Source organism: Serratia sp. NPDC078593 (assembly GCF_050268245.1).
Lineage (GTDB): Bacteria > Pseudomonadota > Gammaproteobacteria > Enterobacterales > Enterobacteriaceae > JBNNGK01.
Genome location: NZ_JBNNGK010000013.1, coordinates 1 through 25,817, shown reverse-complemented (window position 1 = coordinate 25,817; position 25,817 = coordinate 1). Strand labels below are relative to the sequence as shown.

At 49.6% G+C, this 25,817-nt stretch carries 24 protein-coding genes and 1 pseudogene; 23 read left to right on the top strand and 2 right to left on the bottom strand.

The features are described from left to right. Nucleotides 1–20 precede the first annotated feature (20 nt). The 17 genes and pseudogenes from ACQKDS_RS14670 (at nt 21) to ACQKDS_RS14590 (ending at nt 15,354) form a co-directional block, all read left to right on the top strand. Nucleotides 21–362, top strand: a complete 342-nt coding sequence (locus tag ACQKDS_RS14670) for a head-tail connector protein (protein WP_399672044.1) — start codon at nt 21–23, stop codon at nt 360–362. Then, nucleotides 343–669 carry a phage head closure protein gene (locus tag ACQKDS_RS14665; RefSeq protein ID WP_399672042.1) on the top strand — a complete coding sequence of 109 codons (327 nt, stop codon included), beginning with the start codon at nt 343–345 and terminating at the stop codon, nt 667–669. The genes ACQKDS_RS14670 and ACQKDS_RS14665 overlap by 20 nt, the downstream gene beginning before the upstream one ends. Continuing rightward, on the top strand, nt 666–1,082 hold the full coding sequence (locus tag ACQKDS_RS14660) for an HK97-gp10 family putative phage morphogenesis protein (RefSeq protein WP_399672040.1): 417 nt from the start codon (nt 666–668) through the stop codon (nt 1,080–1,082). The genes ACQKDS_RS14665 and ACQKDS_RS14660 overlap by 4 nt, the downstream gene beginning before the upstream one ends. Next, nucleotides 1,079–1,426: a tail completion protein gp17 gene (gene gp17, locus ACQKDS_RS14655; protein ID WP_399672038.1), complete on the top strand. Its 348-nt coding sequence runs from the start codon at nt 1,079–1,081 to the stop codon at nt 1,424–1,426. Before ACQKDS_RS14660 ends, gp17 begins: the two co-directional genes overlap by 4 nt. 56 nt (nt 1,427–1,482) lie before the next feature. Continuing rightward, nucleotides 1,483–1,941: pseudogene (locus ACQKDS_RS14650) on the top strand (phage tail tube protein); the annotation flags it as partial. After that, on the top strand, nt 1,927–2,190 hold the full coding sequence (locus tag ACQKDS_RS14645) for an Ig domain-containing protein (protein WP_399672213.1): 264 nt from the start codon (nt 1,927–1,929) through the stop codon (nt 2,188–2,190). The pseudogene ACQKDS_RS14650 and the gene ACQKDS_RS14645, both read left to right, overlap by 15 nt. A gap of 15 nt (nt 2,191–2,205) precedes the next feature. Further along, nucleotides 2,206–2,625 (top strand): phage tail assembly chaperone, encoded by a 420-nt coding sequence (locus tag ACQKDS_RS14640; protein WP_399672036.1) that lies wholly within the window; start codon nt 2,206–2,208, stop codon nt 2,623–2,625. Continuing rightward, the gene (locus ACQKDS_RS14635) at nt 2,625–2,915 is read left to right on the top strand and encodes a phage tail assembly protein T (RefSeq protein WP_399672211.1); all 291 of its coding nucleotides are present in this window, start codon (nt 2,625–2,627) and stop codon (nt 2,913–2,915) included. Before ACQKDS_RS14640 ends, ACQKDS_RS14635 begins: the two co-directional genes overlap by 1 nt. A 78-nt stretch (nt 2,916–2,993) precedes the next feature. Beyond that, complete coding sequence (locus ACQKDS_RS14630) at nt 2,994–3,191, top strand: hypothetical protein (protein ID WP_399672034.1); 198 nt, start codon at nt 2,994–2,996, stop codon at nt 3,189–3,191. Nucleotides 3,192–3,240: 49 nt separating this feature from the next. After that, the gene (locus ACQKDS_RS14625) at nt 3,241–6,642 is read left to right on the top strand and encodes a tape measure protein (protein WP_399672032.1); all 3,402 of its coding nucleotides are present in this window, start codon (nt 3,241–3,243) and stop codon (nt 6,640–6,642) included. Further along, a complete protein-coding gene (locus ACQKDS_RS14620; protein WP_399672030.1) occupies nt 6,642–6,995 on the top strand; it encodes a phage tail protein in 354 nt (117 codons plus the stop codon). The genes ACQKDS_RS14625 and ACQKDS_RS14620 overlap by 1 nt, the downstream gene beginning before the upstream one ends. 8 nt (nt 6,996–7,003) lie before the next feature. Next, on the top strand, nt 7,004–7,753 hold the full coding sequence (locus ACQKDS_RS14615) for a phage minor tail protein L (RefSeq protein ID WP_399672028.1): 750 nt from the start codon (nt 7,004–7,006) through the stop codon (nt 7,751–7,753). A 2-nt stretch (nt 7,754–7,755) separates the two neighbouring features. Further along, entirely contained in the window at nt 7,756–8,457 is a 702-nt protein-coding gene (locus ACQKDS_RS14610) for a C40 family peptidase (RefSeq protein ID WP_399672026.1), read from the top strand. 3 nt (nt 8,458–8,460) lie between these two features. After that, nucleotides 8,461–9,057 (top strand): tail assembly protein, encoded by a 597-nt coding sequence (locus ACQKDS_RS14605; RefSeq protein WP_399672024.1) that lies wholly within the window; start codon nt 8,461–8,463, stop codon nt 9,055–9,057. Between the two features lie 55 nt (nt 9,058–9,112). Continuing rightward, nucleotides 9,113–12,709: a TipJ family phage tail tip protein gene (gene gpJ / locus ACQKDS_RS14600; protein WP_399672209.1), complete on the top strand. Its 3,597-nt coding sequence runs from the start codon at nt 9,113–9,115 to the stop codon at nt 12,707–12,709. Nucleotides 12,710–12,729: 20 nt separating this feature from the next. Next, nucleotides 12,730–13,923 carry a hypothetical protein gene (locus tag ACQKDS_RS14595; RefSeq protein ID WP_399672022.1) on the top strand — a complete coding sequence of 398 codons (1,194 nt, stop codon included), beginning with the start codon at nt 12,730–12,732 and terminating at the stop codon, nt 13,921–13,923. Between the two features lie 42 nt (nt 13,924–13,965). Further along, on the top strand, nt 13,966–15,354 hold the full coding sequence (locus tag ACQKDS_RS14590) for a prophage tail fiber N-terminal domain-containing protein (protein WP_399672020.1): 1,389 nt from the start codon (nt 13,966–13,968) through the stop codon (nt 15,352–15,354). A gap of 119 nt (nt 15,355–15,473) precedes the next feature. Here ACQKDS_RS14590 and ACQKDS_RS14585 read toward each other — a convergent pair whose 3' ends face one another. Both ACQKDS_RS14585 and ACQKDS_RS14580 read right to left on the bottom strand, forming a co-directional pair. Beyond that, the gene (locus ACQKDS_RS14585) at nt 15,474–16,355 is read right to left on the bottom strand and encodes a hypothetical protein (RefSeq protein ID WP_399672018.1); all 882 of its coding nucleotides are present in this window, start codon (nt 16,353–16,355) and stop codon (nt 15,474–15,476) included. Continuing rightward, complete coding sequence (locus tag ACQKDS_RS14580; protein ID WP_399672016.1) at nt 16,342–17,106, bottom strand: hypothetical protein; 765 nt, start codon at nt 17,104–17,106, stop codon at nt 16,342–16,344. The genes ACQKDS_RS14585 and ACQKDS_RS14580 overlap by 14 nt, the downstream gene beginning before the upstream one ends. Before the next feature lie 1,080 nt (nt 17,107–18,186). Here ACQKDS_RS14580 and ansB point away from each other — a divergent pair. The 6 genes from ansB to ihfB all read left to right on the top strand — a co-directional run bounded on the left by ansB (nt 18,187) and on the right by ihfB (nt 25,661). Next, nucleotides 18,187–19,233, top strand: coding sequence for an L-asparaginase 2 (ansB, locus tag ACQKDS_RS14575; RefSeq protein ID WP_399672014.1), 1,047 nt, complete (start codon nt 18,187–18,189; stop codon nt 19,231–19,233). Between the two features lie 518 nt (nt 19,234–19,751). Continuing rightward, entirely contained in the window at nt 19,752–20,837 is a 1,086-nt protein-coding gene (serC, locus tag ACQKDS_RS14570; protein WP_399672012.1) for a 3-phosphoserine/phosphohydroxythreonine transaminase, read from the top strand. Between the two features lie 212 nt (nt 20,838–21,049). Beyond that, nucleotides 21,050–22,336: a 3-phosphoshikimate 1-carboxyvinyltransferase gene (gene aroA, locus ACQKDS_RS14565; protein ID WP_399672010.1), complete on the top strand. Its 1,287-nt coding sequence runs from the start codon at nt 21,050–21,052 to the stop codon at nt 22,334–22,336. A gap of 420 nt (nt 22,337–22,756) precedes the next feature. Beyond that, a complete protein-coding gene (cmk, locus tag ACQKDS_RS14560; protein WP_399672008.1) occupies nt 22,757–23,446 on the top strand; it encodes a (d)CMP kinase in 690 nt (229 codons plus the stop codon). Nucleotides 23,447–23,640: 194 nt separating this feature from the next. After that, nucleotides 23,641–25,314: a 30S ribosomal protein S1 gene (gene rpsA / locus ACQKDS_RS14555; protein WP_399672006.1), complete on the top strand. Its 1,674-nt coding sequence runs from the start codon at nt 23,641–23,643 to the stop codon at nt 25,312–25,314. Nucleotides 25,315–25,376: 62 nt separating this feature from the next. Continuing rightward, nucleotides 25,377–25,661, top strand: a complete 285-nt coding sequence (gene ihfB, locus ACQKDS_RS14550) for an integration host factor subunit beta (protein ID WP_015671760.1) — start codon at nt 25,377–25,379, stop codon at nt 25,659–25,661. The last annotated feature ends 156 nt before the right edge of the window (nt 25,662–25,817 follow it).

Sequence of the window (25,817 nt, the reverse complement as noted above, 5' to 3'; positions counted from 1 at the left end):
ATAATCCGCCCTGATTAATTATGGCGATTGTTGTCACTGATGTTGTTCCTATCGAGGAGTTGCGCCAGCACATTGAGTTTGACGGTGATGATCGCGATGCGCTGATTATGCGTTATGCCCAAGCGGCGCTGGACTATTGTTTGCGCTGGTGTGATGAACCTCGCTGGATTGCTGCCAATGATATTCCGTCGCCGGTGATATCAGCTACGTTACTGGTGTTTGGTGATTTGTTCGAGCATAGAACGAGCCAGAGTGAAGTCCAGCTATACGCGAATAAAGCCGCTGAAAACCTGATGTGGACCTGCCGCAATTGGCGTGGAACCGTTGATGAGGAGGGCGAAGATGGAACCGGGGCGATTTAGGCACCGCATCATGATCCAGAATTTTGAAACTGTCGAATTACCCTCAGGGCAGGAAAAAGAAGTCTGGATAGACGTTGCTCCCGAAAAAATACCCGCAGAAGTAAAGGCCATTAGTGGGCGGGAGTTGCTGGCCTCTGGTGCCGAGCGGGTTGAGGCCACAGTACGGATATGGTTGCGATATCGTGATGATGTATCTAGTGCGTCGCGCGTAATTTTCCGCGATCTTGCTTATGACATTGTGGCAGCGCTGCCCGATGTCAAACTAACGCGTCTGGAATTACTTTGTAAATCGGGGGTGAAAGTATGATCGGCGGAACGCTGGATTTTTCAGACCTGCTCGACCTGTCGAAAGATTTAGAGTTATTGAGTAAGGCGGAAAGTAATAACGTTTTGCGTCAGGCCACACGTGCCTCGGCAGCCGTGTTTCGTGATGAAGCACGACGTCGGGCACCCAAAAAAACCGGAAAACTGGCAAGAAACATTGTGGTTGTCAGCCCCAGAAGCAGAAATGGTGATGCTGTTGCTGGCGTTCATGTACGCAGCAAAGGTAAGGCGAGCAACAGAAACAATGCGTTTTACTGGCGTTTTGTCGAGTTGGGAACATCAAAAATGGCTGCCATTCCGTTTGTCCGACCGGCGTTTGATAGCAAACAGGAAGATGCGACGCGAGCCGCGTTTGATAAGGCCAATCAGGCGATCGATAAGGTACTCAGCAAATGACCGAAGCCGATCTGAAACCGCTTTTAAAGCCGCTGGTGAACGGTCAAGCATACCCGTATGTCGTCAAACTGACACCTGAAGGAAAGCCAGCAGTAAAGCCGCCGTGGATCGTCTACACCGTTCCCGATGAAAATCGGGGTGATGTGTTCTGCGGTACCGCCGAAACGGCCTACATGGTGCAGATCGACGTGTACGCCAGCAGCATTGACGAGGCGAAAGCCCTACGCGCTCAGGCCGTGGTCGCCGTGACGGTGCTGGCTCCGGTGGAAATCCACCTGTTCAGCAGCCATGAACCCGATACCGGCCTTTTTCGCGCCTCATTCGAATTCAAAATTTGGCAGTAATCCCTGCCCCCTCAAATAACCGCCTCCGTGCGGTTTTTTTATGTCTGGAGAACCCTATGACAAGTAAATTTGAGAAAACTCAAGGCACGGTATTTAGCGTATCTGCCGAAGAGGCATCGGAAGCCAACCCTAGCGATGCGACATGGCTTTATGCATCATGCTCAACAAAAGAGTTGAGTTATACCGGGGGGCAAAAGGCTGATATTGATGTTACAACGCTATGCTCAACGGAGCAGGAGATGACAAACGGCTTGGCCGCGCCGGGAGAAATGACAATCAACCGTAACTGGAGTGCGTACGAACTGGCGCAGGATTCGTTGATGGAAGCATATGAGACGGATACCCGTCGCGCTATTCGTGTTGTTTTCCCCTCTGGGAATGGTTTTGCTTATCTTGCCGAAGTGCGGCAGAACAGTTGGAGCGCAGGCACATCTGGTGTGGTTTCTGCATCCTATACACTGCGAATTATTGGTAAGCCCGTCAAAATATCGGCGGTAAACATTCCCGCGACAGGCGTTACCGTTGCCCCTACCAGCGGTAATGTAGCAGTCGGCGCCACTACGACGTTTAAAGTGAATATCGCCCCCGTTAGTGCAACAAACAAAACGTATACAGTCACATCCTCCGATCCGACAAAGGCCACAGCTACGCTGCTGGGGAACACGGTAACGGTTACCGGTGTCGCAGTGGGCTCGGCCAATATCACGGTAAAAACTGCCGATGGTGCGTTTACTGCCGTTTACGTTGCGAATATCACCGCATAACAGAAGGGAAAGAAAATGGCTGTGAAAAAGAAAAGTTTAAAAGCGCTAGCGTCTGCTCCCCTCTCTGGGTTTCGCACAAAAACAGTGATCGTTGATGAATGGGAAGGTGCAAAAGTTGTGCTGCGTGAGCCGTCGCCTGATGGGTGGGGGCGTTGGCGTGAAATTCTCATGCCGGAAGACGCTGAGGACGGGGCGGAAACGGTTAAACCGTCCATCTCAGAGCAAACGCAGCGGAATATTCGCGCAGATGCCGTGATGTTCATTGATGTGTTGCTGGATGAAGAGCGTCAGCCTGTTTTTTCCCATGACGAGCTAGCAGATGTGATCGCATTTTATGGTCCGGTGCACTCACGTTTACTTAAACAGGCGATGGATTTGGCAACGTCGCCTGAGGATGCCGAAAAAAAGTCAGAGAGCCAGACACTCAATTCATGATGAAGCTGGCTCTGAGGCTGGGGAAAACGCTGGGTGAATTGAAACAAACAATCAGCATTAGCGAGTTAAGGCTATGGGCGGCTTATGACCGGATAAACCCGATCGGCGATGTACGCGGCGATGTTCATGCTGCGCAGATTAGTGCGGCTATCTATAACGCACAGCGTGGACCGAAGGATCAGCCCGTTGACCTTAATGATTTAGTGCTCAAATGGAGCGCAGAAGATGAAGTTAACGATGGGGGTGATACTTCCGATTTAGAATCGTGGTTTGATAAAATGGCCGGATAGAATGGTTTTTTTGCGCTCCATTATTCGATTTTCTTCTGATACGATGGGCATGATATTGTTACCGAGGGAGTTTTTATCATGCATTATTCGCAGGAAGGATTTTATTTTTTAATCGCTTTGTTTTCTGTTGTTTCAATAGTTGTTTTATTTTTTGTTATTAGATATGCAGTAATGTCTAATGAAATTATTAAAGAGTTGAAGCTGATTAATGAAAAACAAGATAAGCAAATAAAAATAACATCCGCAATTTTAGATAATTCGTTGAAGAGAGATTGAAATTAATTGTAACTAACCCGCCAAGTGCGGGTTTTTTTATGGGTGGAATATGGCTTCTTTGCGTGAACTTATCATCAAAATTTCGGCTAACTCAAGTTCGTTCCAAACTGAGATTGCCCGCGCGTCACGCATGGGAGCCGACTATTACAAAACGATGGAGCAGGGTAACCGCAAGGCCGAATACGCTACCCGGCAAAGCCAGCGTGCGCTGGCCGATCTCAACGGGCAACTGGTCACCGTGCGGCAAACCGCTATGGGCATGGCGGGCGCGTTTGCCGGCGCTTTTGCTACTGGCCATCTGATCAACTTGGCCGACCAATGGAACCAGGTTAACGCCCGCCTGAAACAGGCTTCGCAATCGTCCGATGACTTTTCCAAAAGCCAGCAATCCCTGATGGCAATTAGTCAGCGTACCGGCACCGCTTTTGGTGACAATGCCAGCCTGTTCGCCCGTTCTGCGGCTTCAATGCGTGAGTTTGGTTTTGCATCTGATGATGTGCTGAAAGTAACAGAGGCAATATCTACAGGGCTGAAGCTATCGGGTGCTGGTACACAAGAAGCCAGCTCGGTTATTACACAATTTAGCCAGGCGTTGGCGCAGGGTGTATTGCGTGGCGAGGAGTTCAACTCGGTTAACGAAAACGGTGACCGTGTGATCCGCGCATTGGCAGCGGGTATGGGTGTTGCCCGTAAAGATTTGAAGGCGATGGCCGATCAGGGATTGCTGTCTATCGATAAAGTGGTACCCGCTCTGCTCAGCCAACTTGGCACCTTGCAAAGCGAATTTGCCGCGATGCCGAGCACGGTCAGTGGTTCCATCACAAAAGTTGAAAACGCCTTCCAGCAATGGGTAGGCAGCATTAACGAAACCAGTGGTGTGACAGCAACGCTTTCCGGATCACTGGATAGCTTGGCTGGAAATATCGACAACGTAGCTGCTGTTTTGGGGGCGCTGGTAGCCGTTGGCGCAGCGCGTTATTTCGGCGGGTTGGCGACCAGTATTGCCAGTTCTGCCGCGGAGACAATTTCAGCGACACGGAACCAGTTAGCACTGGCAGCAGCACAACGCCTTGGCGCTGCCGCGTCATTAGCTCAAATATCGACTGAGCGAGAGATGACACTGGCAGTACAAAAATCACTTGTTGCACAACTAGAGCTGGCCCAGACGGAAAAAACACGACTGGCCATCCGCACTCAGTTGTCGGCTAACTCGGCAGCGCTGGCATCACTGACACGTGCAGAAGTGGCCGCGACAGAAACCCTGGCAACGGCACAAAGTCGGCTTAATATTGCCGGCGGTCTGGCAAGCAAGGCGTTGGGATTAATCGGTGGGCCTGCCGGCGCGGCAATGCTTGCCGGTACAGCGCTGTATTTCTTGTATGAAAAAACAGAACAGTCACGGCAGGCGGCGATTGCATTGGCTGATCAGATGGGGACGCTTTCCTCACAGATCAAAAATATGACGCAGGCCCAATTGGCGCTCAATCAGGCGCAACTTCGCCAGTCACTTGAAGTGCAGAAAGAGCCCTTGCAGGAGTTGGTTATTGCCTATCAGGGAGTAACCGTCCAGGTAGAGCGATATCAGGCGCAGCTTGCTAAACTGACACCGGGTACTGATGAGTTTGTGCGTAAGCAGCGGGAATTGACCGCCGCTCAAGATGAGCAGACGATCGCGCAATCTAATCTTCAACAAGCCCGCGATCGCTTTAGCTCGACCCAAAATCAAATCAATATGATGATCACGCAGCAAACTATCGGGCTGCGTGAAAACTATGTTGAGATTAAAAACGTTACCTCTTCATTACCGTTAATAACGGCGGAGGGTTCTCGTTTTAACTCCGTTCTCATGGCGGGGAATATTGTTTTGCGTGAGCGTAACGCACTGTTACGCGCCCCGATGGCGATTCCTCAAAATCCCTTAACCTCACCTCAGGAGCAGCTTCTTCAACAAGCATCTCGTGCACGAGAACTATCAACGCTTACCGGTTCAACACGCGTTCGCAAACAGGCTGAGTTTATTGCTGACGACAAGGGATTGACCAATACCCCTGAGAACCAGAAAGCGCGGAAACAGTACATCGATGATACCGTTGCCGCATGGACGAATCAGGACAAGCTGAAAAGCTCGACTGCGGCGGCTGGTAGTGAAGCAAAAAAGACCGCAACCATTACCGGTGACTATCAGCAAAAAATAGCCAACCTGAATAAAGAAATTCAGATTGAGCAGGTGAGGCTGAAAGACGGTGACGTGGCGGCGGCGTTATTTTCCGCATCACTGGAAACCGGCAGCAAATGGACGGGGGCGCAACGTGCTGAGCTTGAGCGGCTCAATAAAACGTTAACGGAGGCAAAGCAGCGCTGGGATGACCATAACGCAGCGATCGCCTCCGACCCGTATCGTCAGGCGTCGCAAAACCGCAAAGAGGCAGAAGCGCAGCTACAGCGTCAAATTGCCGGTAATGAAATCAAGAGCGCTGAAGAGCTGGCCCGCCGTAAGCAGGAAATCAACACCGCGTATCTCAATGCGGTAGCTGAGGCCAATCAACGTCATGCAGTGACAGGCAATCAGGAGCTAGCCGGTAACGTTGACCCATTGCAGAACATTGAAAACCAATTGGCAAAACGGCAAGCCCTGATTGAAACCTACGCGACAGCCGGTGCGATTTCAGAGCAGCGTAAAAATCAACTTATTCTGGCATCTGAAAATGAAACCAACGAGCAACGCTATCAAGCTGCAATGGCCTTGTACGCTTCGCAAGGCGATATGCAGAAGATGGCCGTTGATATATTCCAGACCTCACAAGAGCGCGTAACAAATATGCTTACCGGCATGTTGACGGGTACGCAGACCTTTAAAGAGGGCATGCTCAATCTGTTCTCGTCACTCACTCAATCCATCATCGGCAATCTTGTTGATATGGCGGCACAGGCGCTTGTAACCAGCACGATCATGCAGACAATCACCGGTGTGATGGGTGGCGTGTTTGGCGGTATTGCGGGTGGCGCTTCTGCTGCGGCTGGCAGCACTGGTGCAATGGGAATGAGCACAAGTTACACCGCTTACGCGAAGGGTGGCGTTGTTGCCTCAAGTGACCTTAGCCATTTTAGCGGGCAGGTAGTTAGCAGCCCCACCATGTTTGCTTTCGCCCATGGGGCGGGGTTGATGGGTGAGGCAGGACCAGAGGCAATCATGCCACTGACACGCGCCGCCGATGGTTCTCTGGGCGTTCGTGCTATATCGCAAGGTAGCGCTGGTGGCGGTAGCGGCGGTTCCCCCCAGGTTTACATCAGCATCGAAAGCGGCGGACAAACAAACCAAACCACCTCGCCGGGGTGGGAACAATTCGGTAGTGAGATTGGGCGGTTTGTCGATCAGCGTTACCGCGCGTTGCGTGATAAAGATTTGGGACAGAACGGCATCCTGACGCAACGCATGAAGGGGAGCAGATAATGGCGTTGGAAGAGTTTTTGTATTGTCCCCGCGTTAACCCGACCGGGGATATCGCTCAGCGGGTACGAGAAGTGCAATTCGGTGATGGTTATAAGCAGCAGTCCGGCGACGGCATTAATGGTGAGCACCAAAGCTGGCCACTAACCTTCGTTGGCAACTGGCAGTACATCGTTGGTATACGGACTTTTTTACAGCGGCATGAAGGGTTTCGCGCTTTCACGTGGCGCAACCCCCTGTTTGAACTGGGCCTGTATACCTGCAACGGCCATCAGATCACCGCGATGGGGAAGAATTCACGTACCGAGCCGATGTATCAATTAACAGCAACGTTTGAAACTGCAAATAGGCCATAGGATCAACAATGAGCATTAACGCAGACCTGCAGCTATTGGCTCCGGGGAAAAGGGTGTTCCTGTTCCACGTAGACGGGAGCATGTTCGATGGACCGGAGCTATTTTTCCACAATTACCCGATCCCCTACACCGAAGCTGAATTAGTAGCTGCTGGTGGCGATCCCGGACGCTTGCCAGTTAAATCTATTTGGTGGCAGGGACAGGAATACAAGCCTTGGCCAGTGCAAGCGGAGGGGTTCGAAGTCACCAGCGACGGCAGTGCCCCGACGCCCACGTTGAGTGTGGCAAACCTTGACGGAACAATTTCTGCTATGTGCCTGGCATACCAAAACATGGCGCAGGCCAGAGTCACCCGGCACTTTACCTTTGCGCAATATCTGGATGCGCGAAATTACCCAGAAGGTAATCCAGAAGCTGATCCCACTAAAGAAAAGCTGGATGTTTACTACATCGAAAACAAAACCAGTGAAGACAATGAAATCATTCAGTTTCAGTTGTCCTCACCAGCCGATTTACAGGGGATGCTGATCCCACGTCGCCAAATTCACAGTCTCTGCACCTGGTGTATTGAAGGTAAATATCGCGGGGCATCATGTGGGTACACAGGAACCCGGTATTTTGATGAAGATGGCAACCCCGTTGACGACCCGTCAAAAGATGCCTGCGGCGGGTTGCTTAGCGATTGCAAAAAACGTTGGGGTGAAACAGAGCAATTACCCTTCGGCGGATTTCCCGGATCAGCACTACTCAAGAGGTAACGATGCGTAAACAGATAATCAGCGCCGTGTTGGCGCATGCGGAGGCAGAGTATCCGCGAGAGTGTTGCGGTTTGGTGGTGCAGAACGGCAGGCGGCAACGTTATGTGCCTTGCCGTAATCTTGCGCCGGAACCGACAAAACAATTCAGCCTGGCGCCAGAGGATTACGCCGCCGCTGAAGATGCTGGCACAATCGTTGCGATTGTTCACAGTCACCCCGATGCGACGACGCAACCCAGCCAGCTTGATATCGCTCAGTGTGACGCGTCACAGTTGCCGTGGATTATCGCCAGCTGGCCTGAGGGAGATATTCGAGAAGTCATGCCCACACAAGGCATCAAACCGTTACTAGAGCGCCCGTTTGTACATGGATTCTGGGATTGTTACGCCATTGTGCGCGATTGGTATCGGCTCGAGCGAGAAATTATCTTGCCGAATTATCCGCGTGAGGATGGCTGGTGGAACCGAGGTGAAAACCTCTATATGACGCACTATGCCGAGGCGGGTTTCGTTACGGCCTCGGGCGAGATCCAGATAGGCGACGTAATCATTATGCAAATACGTGCCAACGAACCGAACCATGCCGGGGTTTATATCGGTGACGGGTTAATGATGCACCACCTTTACGGCCAGCTAAGCAATCGCGTTCCCTATTTGGGCTACTGGCAAGAACGCACGATCACTGTTTTACGTTACAACGGGTGACACATGCCAATATTGATTCCAGAAATTAAAACTATCCGCTTATATGGTGTTCTAGGGGCAATGTTCGGACGGGAGCACCGTCTTGCAGTAGAAAGCCCTTTTGAGGCAATCAAAGCCTTATCTATTGTGATCCCCGGTTTTCAAAAATTTCTATTGGAAAGTAACGAGCGTGGACTTACCTATGCCGTCTTTGAGGGAAAGAAAAACCTAAGTAAAGATGAGATGGTCTTTCAGTCCAACGGTGCAGATATTCGCATTGCGCCGGTGATCGTGGGTAGCAAAAAAGCCGGGATGTTTCAAACCATATTGGGGGCCGTATTAGTTGTGGCGGGGTATTTCACTTTCGGCACCACGTCTGCGATCGGTGTCGGTATGATGATGGGCGGGGCGTCAATGGCGCTGGGCGGTGTCGTGCAAATGCTGTCGCCGATGCAAGGTGGACTGGCATCACGGCAGGACCCCGATAACAAACCCAGCTACGCATTCGGTGGTCCTGTAAACACGGTTGCGCAGGGAAACCCGGTTCCTGTGCTCTACGGAAAGCGGCGAATAGGCGGCGCAATCATTTCAGCCGGTATTTATGCCGAAGACCAACAATAAAAAACTCGATTTAACCAACTCGCTTCGGCGGGTTTTTTTATGTCTGGAGAAAAGCATGCTCGCAATTGAAGGCCGCAAAGGTGGGAGTAGCACGCCCAGCGCACCGAATGAATCCCCCGACTCACTGCAATCAACGTCCTACGCAAAATTGCTATTGGCGCTTGGTGAGGGTGAATTTGCCGGGAATCTCGACGGCACCCGGATTTTTCTGGATGGGACACCGCTGGTGGCCAACGATGGTACAGAAAACTTCCCCGGCGTGAAATGGGAGTTTCGTTCAGGCACTCCACATCAGGACTACATACCCGGCGTACCGGATGTTGAGAACGAAATCACAGTAAGCACGGAATTAACCAGCGAAAGGCCGTGGGTGAGAGCGGTAACAAATACGCAGCTTTCTGCTGTTCGCTTGCGTCTGTCATGGGCTCAGCTTCAACAGCAGCAAGATAATGGCGATGTGGTCGGTTATCGCATTGAATATGCGATCGATATTGCGACCGATGGCGGTGCTTATCATGAGGTATTGAACACGGCGGTAGACGGTAAAACGACAACGAAATACGAGCGCAGCCACCGTGTTGATTTGCCGAAAGCCTCGACCGGCTGGCAGGTTCGCGTAAGACGCCTGACGCCGAACAGCACCAGTAACCGCATTGCTGACAAGATGGTCGTTGAGGCCATTACAGAAACGATAGATGCAAAGCTACGGTACCCAGAAACTGCATTGCTTTTCGTTCAGTTCGATGCAAAGCAATTCCCGAATATCCCGCAGGTTTCGTGTGAGCCTGACGGGCGCATCATCCGTATTCCCTCAAACTACACCCCTGAAACACGAGAATATAACGGTGTGTGGGACGGTACATTTAAAACGGCATCGACTGATAACCCGGCATGGATACTGTACGACCTGATGATTAACGACCGGTTCTCTATCGGTACTCGCGTTAAAGCGGAAAATCTGGCGATCACTAAGTGGGATCTGTACGCAGTTGGGCAGTATTGCGATCAGTTAGTGCCGGATGGTCGCGGTGGCGATGGACTTGAGCCTCGCTTTAAATGCGACGTGTATATCCAATCGCAAGAAGATGCGTGGAATGTTCTACGCGATATTGCTGCAATTTTTCGCGGGATGACATTCTGGGCAAACAATCAGATGCATGCGCTTGCAGATATGCCGCGTGATATTGATTACATCTACACACGTGCAAGTGTTAAAGAGGGCAAATTCACCTATTCCAGTGCTAGCGAGAAGACGCACTACAGTACTTGCATGGTGAGTTGGAGCGATCCAGCTAATGGCTATCAAGATGCGGTTGAGCCTGTATCCGTTAATGCGCTGATTCGCCGGTGGGGGATCAACCAGGCCAGTTTGACAGCCATCGGTTGTACGCGTAAATCAGAGTCGATACGGCGTGGTAAATGGTTGTTGCTGAGTAACGAAAAGGATCGAGTGGTGTCATTTCCTGTCGGTCTTGACGGAAAAATACCACTCCCCGGTTGGATTATTGCTGTAGCCGATGAAATGCTGGCAGGGCGTCCGCTTGGTGGCCGTATCAGCTCAGTTAATGGCCGTAATATCACCCTTGATCGTGTTTCCTCTGCCGCTATCGGTGAGCGACTGATTCTAAACCTGCCAAGCGGGAAGGCCGAGGGGCGCACAATTGCAGCCGTATCGGGTAAAACGATTACGGTCACGACTGCTTATTCTGAAACGCCGGCAGCCGAGGCCGTGTGGGCGGTTGATGCGTCCGACCTCGCGTTGCAACAGTTCCGTGTTACCGGCATTAAAGAAGGCGATGATGGGGTATCGTTCGATATTACTGCTGTCGAGCATGACCCGAATAAATTTGCAAAAATCGACACGGGCGCGCGGATCGAGGACCCACCGATCAGCGTCATTCCGCCTGGTGTGCAGCCACCACCGGAGAACGTGCAGATCAGCAGTTACTCCGCCATTATTCAGGGGCTATCTGTAGCAACGCTGAGAGTTACGTGGGACAGCGCGCCCAATGCAATCGCCTATGAAGCTGAGTGGCGCCGGGACAATGGCAACTGGATACCGGCGCCACGTACGTCAACGCTTGGGTTTGAAGTGCAGGGCATTTATGCCGGCCGTTATCAAGCCCGCGTACGGGCCATAAATCCGTCTGAAATTTCCAGCATATGGGCGAATGCGCCAGAACAACAACTGAAAGGGAAAGAAGGAAGCCCACCGAAACCCATTAACTTTACTGCTTTGCCATTGCTGTGGGGGATCGTGCTGAGTTGGAACTTTGCTGAAGGCGCTGGTGATGCTTTGCAAACTGAAATTCAGTACTCGCGTACGGCCAGCGGTGAAAATCCGATGTTGCTCGTTGACGTGCCTTATCCTCAGCACGATTACACGCAGAGCGGACTGAAGGCCGGGCAGGAATTTTGGTATCGAGCACGGCTGATTGACAAGTTGGGCAATCAAAGTGCATGGACTGATTGGATACATGGGCAATCTAGCGCGCAGGGAAGTGATTATCTTGATGCGATAGCTGATGAGGTTGTTAGCAGTGAGCAAGGCCAGCAAATGCTGTCACAAATCGACACGAATACGGATGCTATTGTTGAAAATGCGCTGGCAAATGATGCTGATATTCAACGTTGGCGTAAAGAAAGTGGAAATTCGAAGGCTGAAATTCTTGATATACGGACCGTCATTGCCGATGATAAACGTGCATTTGCAGAATACCAGCAACTTGTTACATCACGCTTTAGAGAAAATGAAGCTTCGATAGAAACCAAAGCGACAACTAATTTCACTCAACAGGGTACAGGTAGTGCGCTTTATAGTGTTAAAGCCGGTGTTACTTACAATGGTGTTTATTACAACGCGGGAATGTCTATCGGAATAGAAGTTGATGGTATTAATTCGATAAAAAGCCGTATTTTGTTTAGTGCTGATCAGATTGCCGTAATAAATACTTATAACGGTGTTGTCACTTCGCCATTTGCTATTGATGGAGGCCAAGTATTTATCAATAGTGCGCTAATTCAAGATGCCTCGATAACTACGGCTAAGATAAATGATGCGGCGATTACCAATGTTAAAATTGGTGATTACATCAGTTCGAACAACTACGTTTCGGGCATGATGGGATGGATTATCAGAAAAGACGGCAGCTCTGAATTTCAGAATGCTAATATCCGTGGTGTTATTCGTGCAGACTCTGGCGAGCTTAATAATGTAACAATCAATGAAACATGTGTTATTAAAGGTGAGCTTTTAGCATCTCAGATAAAAGGTAATCTAATTCAGGGTAACTCATATTCATTTGAATTACATAACACTAACTCTCAGCGAGTTGTCAGGTATGATGGAAATCCTCTGATGCCGATGCGTATTTATGGGTATGTGATGGCAATAATGCTTAGGCAGGCTAAGACAAAAGTTTATTTTAACGGAAGTGAGTCTATAAATGGCATTGAGTTGTCACGGCAAGGGGGGAGTGCTACAGAGGTTAAATATACAAATATGTATTCCTTTTCGAAAGATCTATCTCAAGGGGAGGGTATTGATATAAATATTCATGCCGGAGCTTTGGATCAGGGGCGTGGCGAGAAGACAGATTACATTGTCATGGCGTGGGCAACACCTCAGGTTAGCGGTTTTTCTCTTAATTAAATTGATATTGGGATAAAATTATGGCGTGGTATGACGCAGGAACCGTTAGTATTAATGGTAATACGATGGTTGGTACAGATACTAAATGGGCAGATAATAAGTATGGTATTGGTCCTGGCTGTGCAGTCTTATTGCCGGGCTTGGGGAGCGTTCGTATTTATGAAATTATCGCCGTAGATAGTGACACTAAAATCAGGTTGAAGTCGGGGCCAGCGGAGGCGATAACGAATGCTAAATACGCAATTTTAACATTTTATACTGAATCACGTCCTGATTTTGCCCGCCGTCTTTCCGCTCAACTTGCATATTATCAGAGCCAGATGGATGGATGGCAGGAAGTTATGACTGGGAACGGATCAATTATACTTGAAGCGCCGAATGGGCAACAAGTTACGATTAGTTCATTTAAAAAACTGACATCCGACATGGAAGATAAAGCCGATAAATCAGCATTAGGTACGGCGGCAGGTTATAACGTACAAACTCACATCGGCGATAAAGTTGAAAATAGAGTATTGATAGCGGGTGGCTATGGCCTTGGAATTCCTGCTCACGCCCCTGCCTCGGGTTGGGAAGAGGTTAATACTAATTTCTCGTGGAACTATACAACAAATCATCTCGAGTCATACGGCGGGGCAGGTCATGAATTAAAGATGTGCATGTACTCTAATGAAAAAATAAATGATTTTGTTTCGATATTTTATGTCAACAGGCAATCTGGAAACATTGGCGTAGTAGTTAGACAGTTGCTTATTTCAGGGAACCCGACAAACAGCGAAGTTTGGAGAACTGAATTCAGAACGACGCGTAACACGTCAGTTGATGCTAACGGATTTATAAAACAGGCATCACCGATTGCCCGTGTTACAAACAACTCGGAAGAAATGGACGCTAATTTTTTGGACGGCTTTACTCTTGCCGGCACTGCCGCTGTTAACGATGAGGCGAACGGCGTACATGCTGAGCGGGTTTCAACGGGCGTTTATCGTATATCTGGAGCCAAAGGTTTGGCAAAAGAGGGCTGGACTATTGAAGTGCCGCAGGACGTAAATGGCAATAGACTTTGTTTTGTTGCTACAGAAACCGATGCAGACGGCACTATCACAGTGACAGTGAGTACACGCCGCTTTGATATAGATACAGCGATGGTTGTTGCTGGCAAACCTATGGACATTCCGCCGGGCCGATGGATAGACCTGAGACTTGAAATGTAAGCAAACCCACCCGCTTCGGCGGGTTTTTTTATGGAGAAAAACATGGCACTAATATCTGGGGTTTTGTGTGGGCCTTATAATGATCCGCGAGTTGGCGTTGCTATTCAAATGCGAGCACTAAAAACGTCTGCAACAGTATTAAACCTGGCAGTGTCTCAATCCGTCACAGACGACGATGGGCATTATTCACTGACAGTAGAACCGGGCGCATATGAGGTCATTATTTCTGGGTACGGCGCAAAACCGGAGCGCGTCGGCACGATAGTGGTATACGCTGATTCGCAGCCTGGCACACTCAATGATTTTCTACGGCGTCCTGATGAAAGTGATATCACACCGGAAATTATTCAGACAGTTGACCGTATGCGTGCAGATGCTGCGGAGTCTGCTGCTGCTGCAAAACTCAGCGAGCAAAACAGTGCAAATACGCTAAAAAATGCGGCCCAGAAAAATAAAGCTAACACGTTTAGTCTTCCGCAAAAAATCGACACGCTTAACACACAAAGCCCGTCACTAATAATCTCATCAAATGCCAGTGAGTCGCTGCGGGTTATTAGAAATAATGCGGATGTAAAAAATAGCAACATTGCTATTAAATTTGAGATGACTGAAAAAGATACCGGTGCAACATTGATGGGTAAGTATCTTGGCATCAATAACACGGGAACCGCTTACGTATCTGACGATGTAAATTTAAGTGCCGGCAATCCGCTAGTTGTTGATAGTGCGATCGGTCAACGGAAAACAATTGCGGGCGCGTTGGCTGGGCCGACAAACTTTACTTTCACAAACCAAAAAGATGTTGATGCGCCGTCGTTTATGGGGGCAGGTGCTACATTTAGTTTGCTCACGTTTAACTGGTATGTGACAACTGAAAATCCTCTGCCGTATTCATTGCAACTCATTGCAAGAAATTCGAAATTGGGATTCCGAACTGTAGATGCTGGCGTTGGCTCGGAAAAAGGTTTTTGCGAACTGTGGCACACGGGAAACACAACAACTGACAGCAACGGATTTATTAAGAAAGCCTCGCCGATTGTGAAGCTATTCTGTGATGGTACGTGCGAACTGAATGACGAGAGCGCAGGTGTGACAACTGAGCGAGTAAGCGAGGGTGTGTACCGTGTTTCCGGCGTGCTCGGGTTTAACTCAGATGATACATGGGGAGGGCCTGACGGTGGTATCGAGGTTCCACTAGACAGGAACAAGCAGCCCCTTATCTGGGTGGATTACGAAGTAGAGGCAACAGGTGATCTGCTCATCAAGACGTATCATCGTACACACCCAACCGCACCAGTGTTTGCACGTAACGAAATCGTGGGATATGACGAAGGCATGCCGATCGACATTCCCGCCGATCGCTGGATAGATTTACGCGTTGAGATGCCCGAAGTTGAGTCTGTTACTGAAGTTGCTGACAGCGAGCAATGATTTGTAGTTTTAAGCCGGGGTAGACCCGGCCCACTGCAGGTGTGTCGATACAGTGCCGGTGGTGCAGAAGTAGAGATAGATAGGTACAAAAAACCCGGCTCGGTGGCCGGGGTACGATTCTAAGCTGCAGTTTTCAAAATTATTCTAGCTGCTTGTTCGATTGAGTTTACCGAAGTTATGCTTACATCATAGGCATGCGCCAGATCCTGAAGAGCAAGAAAGGCACTATTTATCAATGCAATTTTCTTTTCCGAGTAAGCCGGATTGTCATCTGAAGGACGAAAAACAACCATTTCATGTGTGCTTCTATCGAACAAGTTGCTGTTTTTCTTTATCATTGATAAGTCTGAAATCTTTGCCTTACCGTCTCTAACTAACTCATTTAGATTTGATGGTAGTAATTTTCCTGTGTTTATTGCTGCGTAATCACTGAGATAAAATATTTTTGCAGGTCTATGCCCGTCAGAAAAAACATATTGCCTGTTAAAAAAAACTTCTCTGTGAATATCTTCTTTTATAACAGCATCAATCAGTTGCGTAGACCAACGGTCTTTTTCTTTTGTTGTGCCTGTACGCTTTTTGGACGAAAGCATTTCATCATCAAGCAATGAAGAAAGGCTGGATGATAAGGAAACTGCTTGCCTTAATATACCCGTGGCGCTAGAAGACGCTGCTTGTCGTGGTTCTCCAACAGAGATACCAGTAACCGGAGGCTGCCAACCAGTAAATGATTTATTTTGGTTAAGATGGTGGCTTAAGCTAGTAGAAATAAGCTCAACCATATTAGTGAAACCAGAAGATTTGAAGCCATACATAGCCTCTATCACTTCTTTCCTAATTGCTGGTTTTACTAAAGCTTCTCCTGTCGATGTGACTGCGGCAACAATGATCACAAGCCTCTCTCCTGAACCAAGCATAGGCTCAAGATACACAGGCATCCAGCTACCAATTGTTGCAGGCATCTGAGGGGCTGTCTTTAAGAGGTGGTCAAGGTTTAGCATCGTAGTTCATCTGTACTTGTTTGGGCTTGATCTGCTCATAGAGTATATCACCAAGCACTTCTATTCTAGCAGCGAGGAAAGACAACATCTGATTTTTTGTCTTTTCTTGTACGCTGGAGGATAGCACTACATCAAGGTTTTCAATCGACCCTTGCCCGCTAGAAACAGACCAAGCTCTAGCTTCGTTTGCTGCCATTTGCACTGCAAGTTCATTTTTCCGATCAAGGAGGCTACTTGCAATTTGCAGTAGCTGGTTGGAGTAATATTCAATGCCGCTTTGCTCAGGTGTCAGCCCAGGAGGTATGGCAGACTCATGATCGATTAAGTAAAAACCATCCCCATTGAACAATAGATTCCCATTGTGCCTATCATCCATCGCGATCCATTCATCAAAATATGCAGCCTTGCGGAGTAGAGGCCATGACTCCAGCTTTTCAAGAACACTTTTATCAGATGTATCATTAATGTATTGCGAAAAACTGGGGTAGGCAGTGTCAACGCTTCCGAAAAAAGGCAGGTCATTTTCATCAAAGAGGATTACTGGTTCTGGTATTGGAAGTGAAAGGCATCGACCAAGTGCCGCACAGGTAATCTCTGTAGAAATGCTCCTTGAGGAGATTTGCTTTGCAAAAACCACAACCTCTTCGGTATTTCCGTCACTAGTAGGAAGTATTGCAACACCTTTTATCGGTCGATGTTGACCTTCCTCAACGATAACGCCACCTGGCAGAAGTCGTCCTATTCTTATCATTGAGTAATCTCCATAATTTTAAAAGCAATCCTTCAGCCAAGTCTAAACCAGCCTCATCTTAGTCTCTACCCAGCCATCCCTTCCGGGCGTTGAGTTGCTCTGATAATTATATGATAAGGCGGATCCTCAACTTCTCAAATGCTGGAGTTTCATTCAGTGGTTGCAGCTATCTAGATTAGCGGGAGTTCTCGCGTTAATGATAGCGTACAGCCGTAATGATGACGGCGGATGGAGTCGGCATGACCGTAAGCCAGCCCCCCAATCCCCGTCACAATAAGCGTAAAGCTAATACCAATCACCAGCCGGGCGAACAGTAAAGGATGGCGGATTCGGCATTGACTCGGCTAACGCAGGGTAGTGAATCCGCCCCATTCAATGATGGTGCTGCTGATCGGGTTCATTCTGACTGGAACCAATCTTCAGCACTTTCCCAGCCTCCGCAATACCTCCCCATTCGACACTCAACTAAAATCCGCATTATCCCTCCGTGAAAACAAAGAACACCCGATACTCATGATTATAATCAATGAGTTGCCTTTGTCATGTTCTGAGTTTGCCTATCTTAAGAACGCCGATGAACCGACTTTAACGCATCATGAACCCACCCTTAGGTCGGTTCAAAATGGAAAATATATTCCTTAAATTTCATGTTGTTATCTTCGTGAACCGACTGAACCTACCGAACCAACCACCTTCTGGTTATATATAGAGAATTTTTTTGGGAATATTAATCCATAATCGAAGTGTTAAATTGATGGTTAAATATCGCTCAGAACATCTACCCAGTTGGCTATCAATGAAAATCAAAAACATGGAGCTCACAATTTACCGTGGGGTACGTGGTGGGGCCGAAAATTGAATTTATTCAGATTTTTTGTAAATTAATTAATTAAAATCAATATGTTGATGTTGGTGTATTTTGTTTGCGTCATTGTCTTCACTTTTTGAGCGTACTAAAAACGCGCAATGATACGGGTTTTTGGGTTCAAGCTCCATGTATTCCTAAAGCGCTGGAGCAATCACAGTTTTTATGATGATAAAGACGATAATTCAGCGGGTTAACCATCACGGAGAAAGATAATGAAATCAATGAAAATCAGTGTATTGGCCGCATTATTGGCGGGGGTGAGTAGTGGCGCTTGGGCGTTGCCGACCATCACGGTTTTGGCGACCGGTGGTACGATTGCCGGTGGCGGTGACTCAGCGACGCAGTCTACTTATACCGCCGGTAAGGTCGGTATTGACGCCTTGGTGAGTGCGGTTCCACAGTTAAAAGACGTTGCCAGCGTGCAAGGCGAACAGGTGGTCAGTATCGGTTCGCAGGACATGAATGATGAGGTTTGGCTGACGTTGGCGAAGAAAATCAACGGTGATTGTGCCAAAACCGACGGTTTCGTAATTACGCACGGAACGGATACGTTGGAGGAAACCGCTTACTTCCTGAGTTTGACGGTCAAATGTGATAAGCCCGTGGTGATGGTAGGGGCCATGCGCCCGGCAACGGCGATGAGTGCCGATGGGCCATTCAATTTATATAACGCGGTAGTGACGGCGGCCGATCCGCAATCTGCTAACCGCGGCGTCTTGGTGGCAATGAACGACACCGTATTGGATGCCCGCGATGTGACTAAAACCAGCACGACCGCGGTGCAAACCTTCCAGTCACCGAATTTCGGCGCGCTGGGTTATATCCATAATGGCAAAGTTGACTACCAGCGCTCACCGCAGCGTAAGCACACCAGCGCGACGCCGTTTGATGTCAGTAAACTGAATGCGTTACCGAGAGTGGGGATTATTTATAACTACGCCAATGCTTCCGATGCACCGGCCAAAGCGTTGATTGCCGAAGGCTATCAAGGGATTGTCAGTGCGGGAGTGGGGAATGGCAATCTGTATAAAACCGTATTTGATACGCTGGCCACTGCCGCACAGCGCGGGGTGGCTGTCGTACGCTCTTCTCGCGTGCCAACCGGTGCCACCACCATCGATGCGGAAATCGATGATGCAAAATATGGATTTGTGGCGGCCGGCACGCTAAACCCGCAGAAAGCGCGTATCTTATTGCAATTGGCGTTGACGCAAACCCAAGATACCAAGCAAATTCAACACATGTTTAGCCAGTATTGAGTGTTGTTGCGATTGGGCGTTTTTGCCCTCTACATGTTGTTAATAAATTTCCGTAAGTTGCTTTCTGGGGCGCGGCATGCGCGCCCCTCAACTTTTTCATGTGGCTAGTGCTCACCAAAGATGTTCAGTTTGTGCCAGTTAAGCAAAACCCTTATGTGGCTTCACTTTCTGGGAGGTTGCCGTTCCCTCATTTCACCGCTATGCCTAATGCAGCATCGTTGTTTGTAGTGCGTGACGACTATCGGATTTTCCTGACGTTGAGTGCGTCAGGTTCAGCATAAAAAACTGTGGTAACCTGCTGAATTAGAGAACGAGCCGGCGTTTTAGTACGCAAAAAGTCGATCACGCTACGGAACCCTTTATCATTGACGCCTGCCGTTTCTCTACACCGGGCGAATAAGCGTTGCAGCTGGATGGCGCGAGTGATAAAACCGATGTGCTGGATATCACATTATTCGGCTCGGGGTGTATTTCGGTTAGCCAACTGATTGGCAAAATAGTGAAAGTGGTGAGGGGAAATGACTCAGGTTTATAATTTTAGTTCTGGCCCGGCTATGCTGCCGGTTGAAGTTTTGCGTCGCGCGGAACAGGAACTGTGCAATTGGCACGGGCTTGGCACGTCGGTAATGGAAATTAGCCACCGCAGCAAAGAATTCCTCGCAGTGGCTGAGCAATCCGAACAGGATCTGCGTGATCTGCTGAAAGTTCCCTCCAACTATAAGATCCTGTTTTGTCACGGTGGTGCGCGTGCGCAATTCGCGGCGCTGCCACTGAATCTGTTGGGCGATAATCCTACTGCTGATTATATCGATGGGGGATATTGGGCGCACAGTGCCATTAACGAAGCCAAAAAATACTGCTCGCCAAATGTTATCGACGTAAAAACCACCGTTGACGGGCTGCGCGCTATTCAGCCAATGAAAGAGTGGCAACTGAGCGATGACGCGGCATATGTTCACTATTGCCCCAATGAAACCATCGACGGCGTTGCCATCGATGAAATGCCGGATTTCGGCGACAAAGTGGTCATCGGTGATTATTCCTCGACCATTCTCTCCCGGCCGTTGGATGTGAGTCGTTTCGGCGTCATTTATGCCGGTGCACAAAAAAATATCGGGCCTGCTGGCCTCACGCTGGTGATTGTGCGTGATGATTTATTAGGTAAAGCGCGCCGGGAAGTCCCTTCGATTCTTGATTATACGGTTTTGGCGGAAAACGGCTCCATGTTCAACACGCCACCGACTTTTGCCTGGTATCTTTCTGGCTTGGTGTTCAAATGGTTGAAAGAACAGGGGGGATTGGTTGAGATGGCAAAGCGCAATCAGGCGAAAGCTGAACTGTTGTATGCCACTATCGATCATTCTGATTTCTACCGCAGCCAGGTAGCAAAATCTAACCGCTCTTGGATGAACGTACCGTTCCAACTGGCCGACCCCGCGCTGGACAGCGTTTTCTTGAGCGAAGCCGAAGCGCTCGGCCTACAGGCACTAAAAGGCCATCGTGTTGTGGGGGGTATGCGCGCCTCTATTTACAATGCCATGCCGTTGGTGGGTGTTAAGACACTCACTGACTTTATGCTTGATTTCGAACGTCGTCATGGTTGATTGACGCTGCCCGTATTGATGGGCGATGACATATTTTACGGCATCGTCGTTAATCACATTTACCTAACCGAATGTTCGGCTCAAGTCAGCTCATTGGGTGCGATGCAGGATGCAACTCGAATTATTTAGGGTGTAGCTATTGTTGCATGAAAGCGGCTCCGGCATGATTCCCGGAGCCGTTTCGTTTATCAGATTTGGAGAGTTTTGTTCACATGGTGGATTCCCTGACGTTACAACCGGTGGCCCTAGTTAATGGCACCGTCAACTTGCCTGGTTCCAAGAGCGTTTCCAATCGAGCTCTGCTGCTGGCGGCGCTGGCTGCGGGGACGACTCGTCTGACTAACCTCTTGGACAGTGATGATGTTCGGCACATGCTGAATGCGCTGAAGGCTTTGGGTGTGAACTATCAGCTTTCCGCCGATCGTACCGTTTGTACGGTAGAAGGCGTTGCCGGACCGCTGGTGGCAGAACAGCCTCTGGAGCTTTTCCTTGGCAATGCCGGTACGGCTATGCGCCCCTTGGCGGCGGCGTTATGCCTGGGTAATGGCGACGTTGTTCTCACGGGAGAACCGCGCATGAAAGAGCGCCCCATCGGTCATTTGGTCGATGCATTACGCCAGGGCGGCGCGCAAATAGAGTATCTTGAACAAACCGATTATCCGCCGTTGCGCCTGCGAGGCGGGTTCCGTGGCGGTGATGTCAGCGTTGACGGCAGCGTTTCCAGTCAGTTCCTCACCGCGTTGCTGATGACCGCGCCGCTGGCGCAGCAAGACACGCATATTCACATCAAAGGTGAGTTGGTTTCCAAACCGTACATTGATATTACGCTGCATCTGATGCGTACCTTTGGCGTTGAGGTTAGCCATGAGAATTATCGCGTCTTCCATATCCGTGGCCAGCAGACCTATCAGTCTCCAGGAGACTATCTGGTAGAAGGGGATGCCTCTTCCGCGTCTTATTTCCTGGCCGCTGCCGCTATCAAGGGGGGCACGGTTCGCGTGACCGGAATTGGCCATAACAGCGTGCAGGGTGATACCAAGTTCGCCGATGTTTTGGCGAAGATGGGCGCGCATATCACGTGGGGTGACGATTTTATTGAATGTCGCCGTGGTGAGCTGAACGGTATTGATATGGACATGAACCATATTCCTGATGCCGCAATGACGATTGCGACCACGGCCTTGTTCGCCAACGGCCCAACCACGCTGCGTAATATTTATAACTGGCGAGTAAAAGAGACCGATCGGCTGGCGGCGATGGCCACCGAGTTACGCAAAGTAGGGGCGACGGTTGAGGAAGGCGAAGATTACATCCATGTGGTGCCACCGGCTACATTGCAGGTGGCTGAAATCGGGACGTATAACGATCACCGTATGGCAATGTGCTTCTCTTTGGTGGCGCTGTCTGATACGCCGGTGACTATTCTTGATCCCAAATGTACGGCGAAAACTTTCCCAGACTATTTCGAACAGTTCACGCGTATTAGTCAGCCCGCGTAACCAACGCGCACCTTTTTAACGGCCCTTAAATGGGCCAGAGCTTGATGACGAAGTCGCCTGATGGCCTGAGATACCCGGGTCTAGCGTAGCGAGGGGCGCTCCGGTGGCTTACGCCACTACGACCCCACTGCCACGCTTTCCCTAATAACGGGCTTTGTCAGCAGTTTGCGGCCCTTAAACGGGCCTTTTCATTTTTATCTGCCAAACTCGCTGTTTCTTCTATAATTTCGTCGCATCATGGCCTTATTTTCGCCAACTGGTGACATGCAGGGTAACAGTTCGCCCTACAGCAGCGTATAATACGCCCCCGAATCCGCCCCTGATTGGGGTGGACGGCAGGGACTCGCGTATTTTGCCGTTGTCGCATTGTGCCGGTGGCAGTTGAGGCCCTGTGAGGTTTTTTACCTGAAGGAGAGAGAAATGACGGCTACAGCCCCGGTGATAACCGTTGATGGCCCAAGTGGCGCAGGCAAGGGCACGTTGTGCCAAGCGTTGGCCGAATCCCTTGGCTGGCGTTTGCTAGATTCTGGCGCGATTTATCGCGTGCTCGCCCTGGCAGCGCTGCATCATCAGGTTGATATCACGTCAGAGGAGGCGCTGGTTCCGCTGGCCGCACATCTCGACGTCCGTTTTGTTGCTGAAAACGGCAAGCTGCAAGTAATTTTGGAAGGTGAGGATGTCAGCAATGAGATCCGCACTGAAACCGTAGGCAATACCGCCTCTCAGGCCGCTGCTTTTCCGCGAGTGCGTGAGGCGCTGCTGCGCCGTCAGCGCGCATTTCGTGAGGCACCGGGTTTGATTGCCGATGGCCGCGACATGGGCACCGTGGTGTTCCCAGACGCACCGGTTAAAATTTTCCTCGACGCTAGCTCGCAAGAGCGTGCGCACCGCCGTATGCTTCAGTTGCAGGAAAAGGGCTTTAATGTTAACTTTGAACGTCTTTTAGCCGAGATACAGGAACGGGATGACCGTGATCGTAATCGGCCGATTGCGCCTCTGGTGCCGGCTTCCGATGCCCTCGTGCTGGATTCAACCAGCATGTCAATTGACGAAGTCATCCAGCGTGCGCTGGCATATGCGCATAAGGTATTGGCGTTGCCGCAGCAATAAGCGCGGCGGCGTTTTTAGTTTTTTGCCAAATTTGTCATCGAATTGACATAGTAGTATCATGATATATCGGGTAAAATTTTACCCCTGTAACCTAAACCTGGTCGGCATGGAGCCAATGGCCGGGTATGTTAAACAACCCCATTCGGCGGGATGCTAAATGGACGTTAAACTAAAGAACCCTGAAGATTAACAACATGACTGAATCTTTCGCTCAACTCTTTGAAGAATCCCTGAAAACAATCGAAACCCGTCCGGGTTCCATCGTTCGTGGCCTTGTGGTTGCTATCGATAAAGACATCGTACTGGTTGACGCTGGTCTGAAGTCTGAATCTGCCATTCCGGCTGAGCAATTCAAGAATGCCCAAGGCGAAATGGAAATCCAGGTTGGTGACGAAGTTGACGTTGCTCTGGATGCAGTAGAAGACGGCTTCGGTGAAACCCTGCTGTCCCGTGAGAAAGCTAAACGTCACGAAGCTTGGATCACGTTGGAAAAAGCTTACGAAGACGCTGAAACTGTTACCGGTGTTATCAACGGCAAAGTTAAAGGTGGCTTCACTGTTGAGCTGAACGGCATCCGCGCGTTCCTGCCAGGTTCTCTGGTTGACGTGCGTCCGGTACGCGATACTCTGCACCTCGAAGGCAAAGAGCTCGAGTTCAAAGTCATCAAACTGGATCAGAAACGCAACAACGTTGTTGTTTCTCGCCGTGCGGTAATCGAATCCGAGAACAGCGCAGAGCGCGATCAACTGCTGGAAAACCTGCAGGAAGGCATGGAAGTTAAAGGTATCGTTAAGAACCTGACTGACTACGGTGCATTCGTTGATCTGGGCGGCGTTGACGGCCTGCTGCACATCACTGACATGGCTTGGAAACGCGTTAAGCATCCAAGCGAAATCGTCAACGTTGGCGATGAAATCACTGTTAAAGTGCTGAAGTTCGACCGCGAGCGTACACGTGTTTCCCTGGGCCTGAAGCAACTGGGCGAAGATCCATGGGTTGCTATCGCGAAACGTTACCCAGAAAGCACCAAGCTGACTGGTCGTGTAACCAACCTGACTGATTACGGCTGCTTCGTAGAAATCGAAGAAGGCGTTGAAGGTCTGGTACACGTTTCTGAAATGGATTGGACCAACAAAAACATCCATCCGTCCAAAGTTGTTAACGTGGGCGACGTTGTGGAAGTTATGGTTCTGGACATCGATGAAGAACGTCGTCGTATCTCCCTGGGCCTGAAACAGTGCAAATCTAACCCATGGCAGCTGTTCGCAGAAACCCACAACAAGGGCGACCGCGTTGAAGGTAAAATCAAGTCTATCACTGACTTCGGTATCTTCATCGGCCTGGACGGCGGCATCGACGGCCTGGTTCACCTGTCTGACATCTCCTGGAACGTTGCAGGCGAAGAAGCAGTTCGTGAATACAAAAAAGGCGACGAAATCGCAGCGGTTGTTCTGCAAGTTGACGCAGAGCGCGAGCGTATCTCCCTGGGCGTGAAGCAACTGGCTGAAGATCCGTTCAATAACTACCTGTCTATGAACAAGAAAGGTACTATTGTTACTGGTAAAGTCACTGCAGTTGACGCCAAAGGTGCTACAGTTGAATTAGCAGGCGGTGTAGAAGGTTACCTGCGTGCATCTGAAGCCTCTCGCGACCGTGTTGAAGATGCAACTCTGGTTCTGAACGTAGGTGATGACGTTGAAGCTAAATTCACCGGCGTTGACCGTAAGAACCGCGTTGTAAGCTTGTCCGTACGTGCTAAGGACGAAGCTGACGAGAAAGATGCTATCGCTACTGTTAACAACAAGCAGGAAGAAAGCAACTTCTCTAACGCTATGGCTGAAGCCTTCAAAGCGGCTAAAGGCGAGTAATGACGGGGGGCGGTCTTTGGCCGCCCCGATACGGTAGTTTAGCTGCAAAGCTTGGAGGAACTATGACCAAGTCTGAACTTATTGAAAGACTTGCTGGCCAGCAATCTCATATCCCGGCGAAGGCCGTTGAGGATGCAGTGAAAGAGATGCTAGAACATATGGCTGCGACATTAGCCGATGGTGAGCGCATCGAGATCCGCGGATTCGGCAGTTTTTCTCTTCACTACCGTGCTCCGCGCGTGGGTCGTAACCCGAAAACGGGCGATAAAGTTGAACTGGATGGCAAGTACGTTCCTCACTTTAAACCTGGTAAAGAGTTACGTGACCGTGCGAATATCTATGGTTGATCGTTGATTGCCCATAGAGTTGTTGCTTGTGAGAAATATAAAACGGTGCCTTTAGGGCGCCGTTTTTTTGTGCGCAGAAAACCCCCAGCTAGGCTGGGGGTTCAGTAAAGCTTTCAGCTTTGAGCCAGTTATAAAAACCCCTTTTGATTTGTTAAA

Bases quoted from the DNA above. Each gene is read 5' to 3' on its own strand.
- ACQKDS_RS14670 (WP_399672044.1), top strand. From the start codon at position 21: ATGGCGATTGTTGTCACTGATGTTGTTCCTATCGAGGAGTTGCGCCAG.
- ACQKDS_RS14665 (WP_399672042.1), top strand. From the start codon at position 343: ATGGAACCGGGGCGATTTAGGCACCGCATCATGATCCAGAATTTTGAA.
- ACQKDS_RS14660 (WP_399672040.1), top strand. From the start codon at position 666: ATGATCGGCGGAACGCTGGATTTTTCAGACCTGCTCGACCTGTCGAAA.
- gp17 (WP_399672038.1), top strand. From the start codon at position 1,079: ATGACCGAAGCCGATCTGAAACCGCTTTTAAAGCCGCTGGTGAACGGT.
- ACQKDS_RS14640 (WP_399672036.1), top strand. From the start codon at position 2,206: ATGGCTGTGAAAAAGAAAAGTTTAAAAGCGCTAGCGTCTGCTCCCCTC.
- ACQKDS_RS14635 (WP_399672211.1), top strand. From the start codon at position 2,625: ATGAAGCTGGCTCTGAGGCTGGGGAAAACGCTGGGTGAATTGAAACAA.
- ACQKDS_RS14630 (WP_399672034.1), top strand. From the start codon at position 2,994: ATGCATTATTCGCAGGAAGGATTTTATTTTTTAATCGCTTTGTTTTCT.
- ACQKDS_RS14625 (WP_399672032.1), top strand. From the start codon at position 3,241: ATGGCTTCTTTGCGTGAACTTATCATCAAAATTTCGGCTAACTCAAGT.
- ACQKDS_RS14620 (WP_399672030.1), top strand. From the start codon at position 6,642: ATGGCGTTGGAAGAGTTTTTGTATTGTCCCCGCGTTAACCCGACCGGG.
- ACQKDS_RS14615 (WP_399672028.1), top strand. From the start codon at position 7,004: ATGAGCATTAACGCAGACCTGCAGCTATTGGCTCCGGGGAAAAGGGTG.
- ACQKDS_RS14610 (WP_399672026.1), top strand. From the start codon at position 7,756: ATGCGTAAACAGATAATCAGCGCCGTGTTGGCGCATGCGGAGGCAGAG.
- ACQKDS_RS14605 (WP_399672024.1), top strand. From the start codon at position 8,461: ATGCCAATATTGATTCCAGAAATTAAAACTATCCGCTTATATGGTGTT.
- gpJ (WP_399672209.1), top strand. From the start codon at position 9,113: ATGCTCGCAATTGAAGGCCGCAAAGGTGGGAGTAGCACGCCCAGCGCA.
- ACQKDS_RS14595 (WP_399672022.1), top strand. From the start codon at position 12,730: ATGGCGTGGTATGACGCAGGAACCGTTAGTATTAATGGTAATACGATG.
- ACQKDS_RS14590 (WP_399672020.1), top strand. From the start codon at position 13,966: ATGGCACTAATATCTGGGGTTTTGTGTGGGCCTTATAATGATCCGCGA.
- ACQKDS_RS14585 (WP_399672018.1), bottom strand. From the start codon at position 16,355: ATGCTAAACCTTGACCACCTCTTAAAGACAGCCCCTCAGATGCCTGCA.
- ACQKDS_RS14580 (WP_399672016.1), bottom strand. From the start codon at position 17,106: ATGATAAGAATAGGACGACTTCTGCCAGGTGGCGTTATCGTTGAGGAA.
- ansB (WP_399672014.1), top strand. From the start codon at position 18,187: ATGAAATCAATGAAAATCAGTGTATTGGCCGCATTATTGGCGGGGGTG.
- serC (WP_399672012.1), top strand. From the start codon at position 19,752: ATGACTCAGGTTTATAATTTTAGTTCTGGCCCGGCTATGCTGCCGGTT.
- aroA (WP_399672010.1), top strand. From the start codon at position 21,050: ATGGTGGATTCCCTGACGTTACAACCGGTGGCCCTAGTTAATGGCACC.
- cmk (WP_399672008.1), top strand. From the start codon at position 22,757: ATGACGGCTACAGCCCCGGTGATAACCGTTGATGGCCCAAGTGGCGCA.
- rpsA (WP_399672006.1), top strand. From the start codon at position 23,641: ATGACTGAATCTTTCGCTCAACTCTTTGAAGAATCCCTGAAAACAATC.
- ihfB (WP_015671760.1), top strand. From the start codon at position 25,377: ATGACCAAGTCTGAACTTATTGAAAGACTTGCTGGCCAGCAATCTCAT.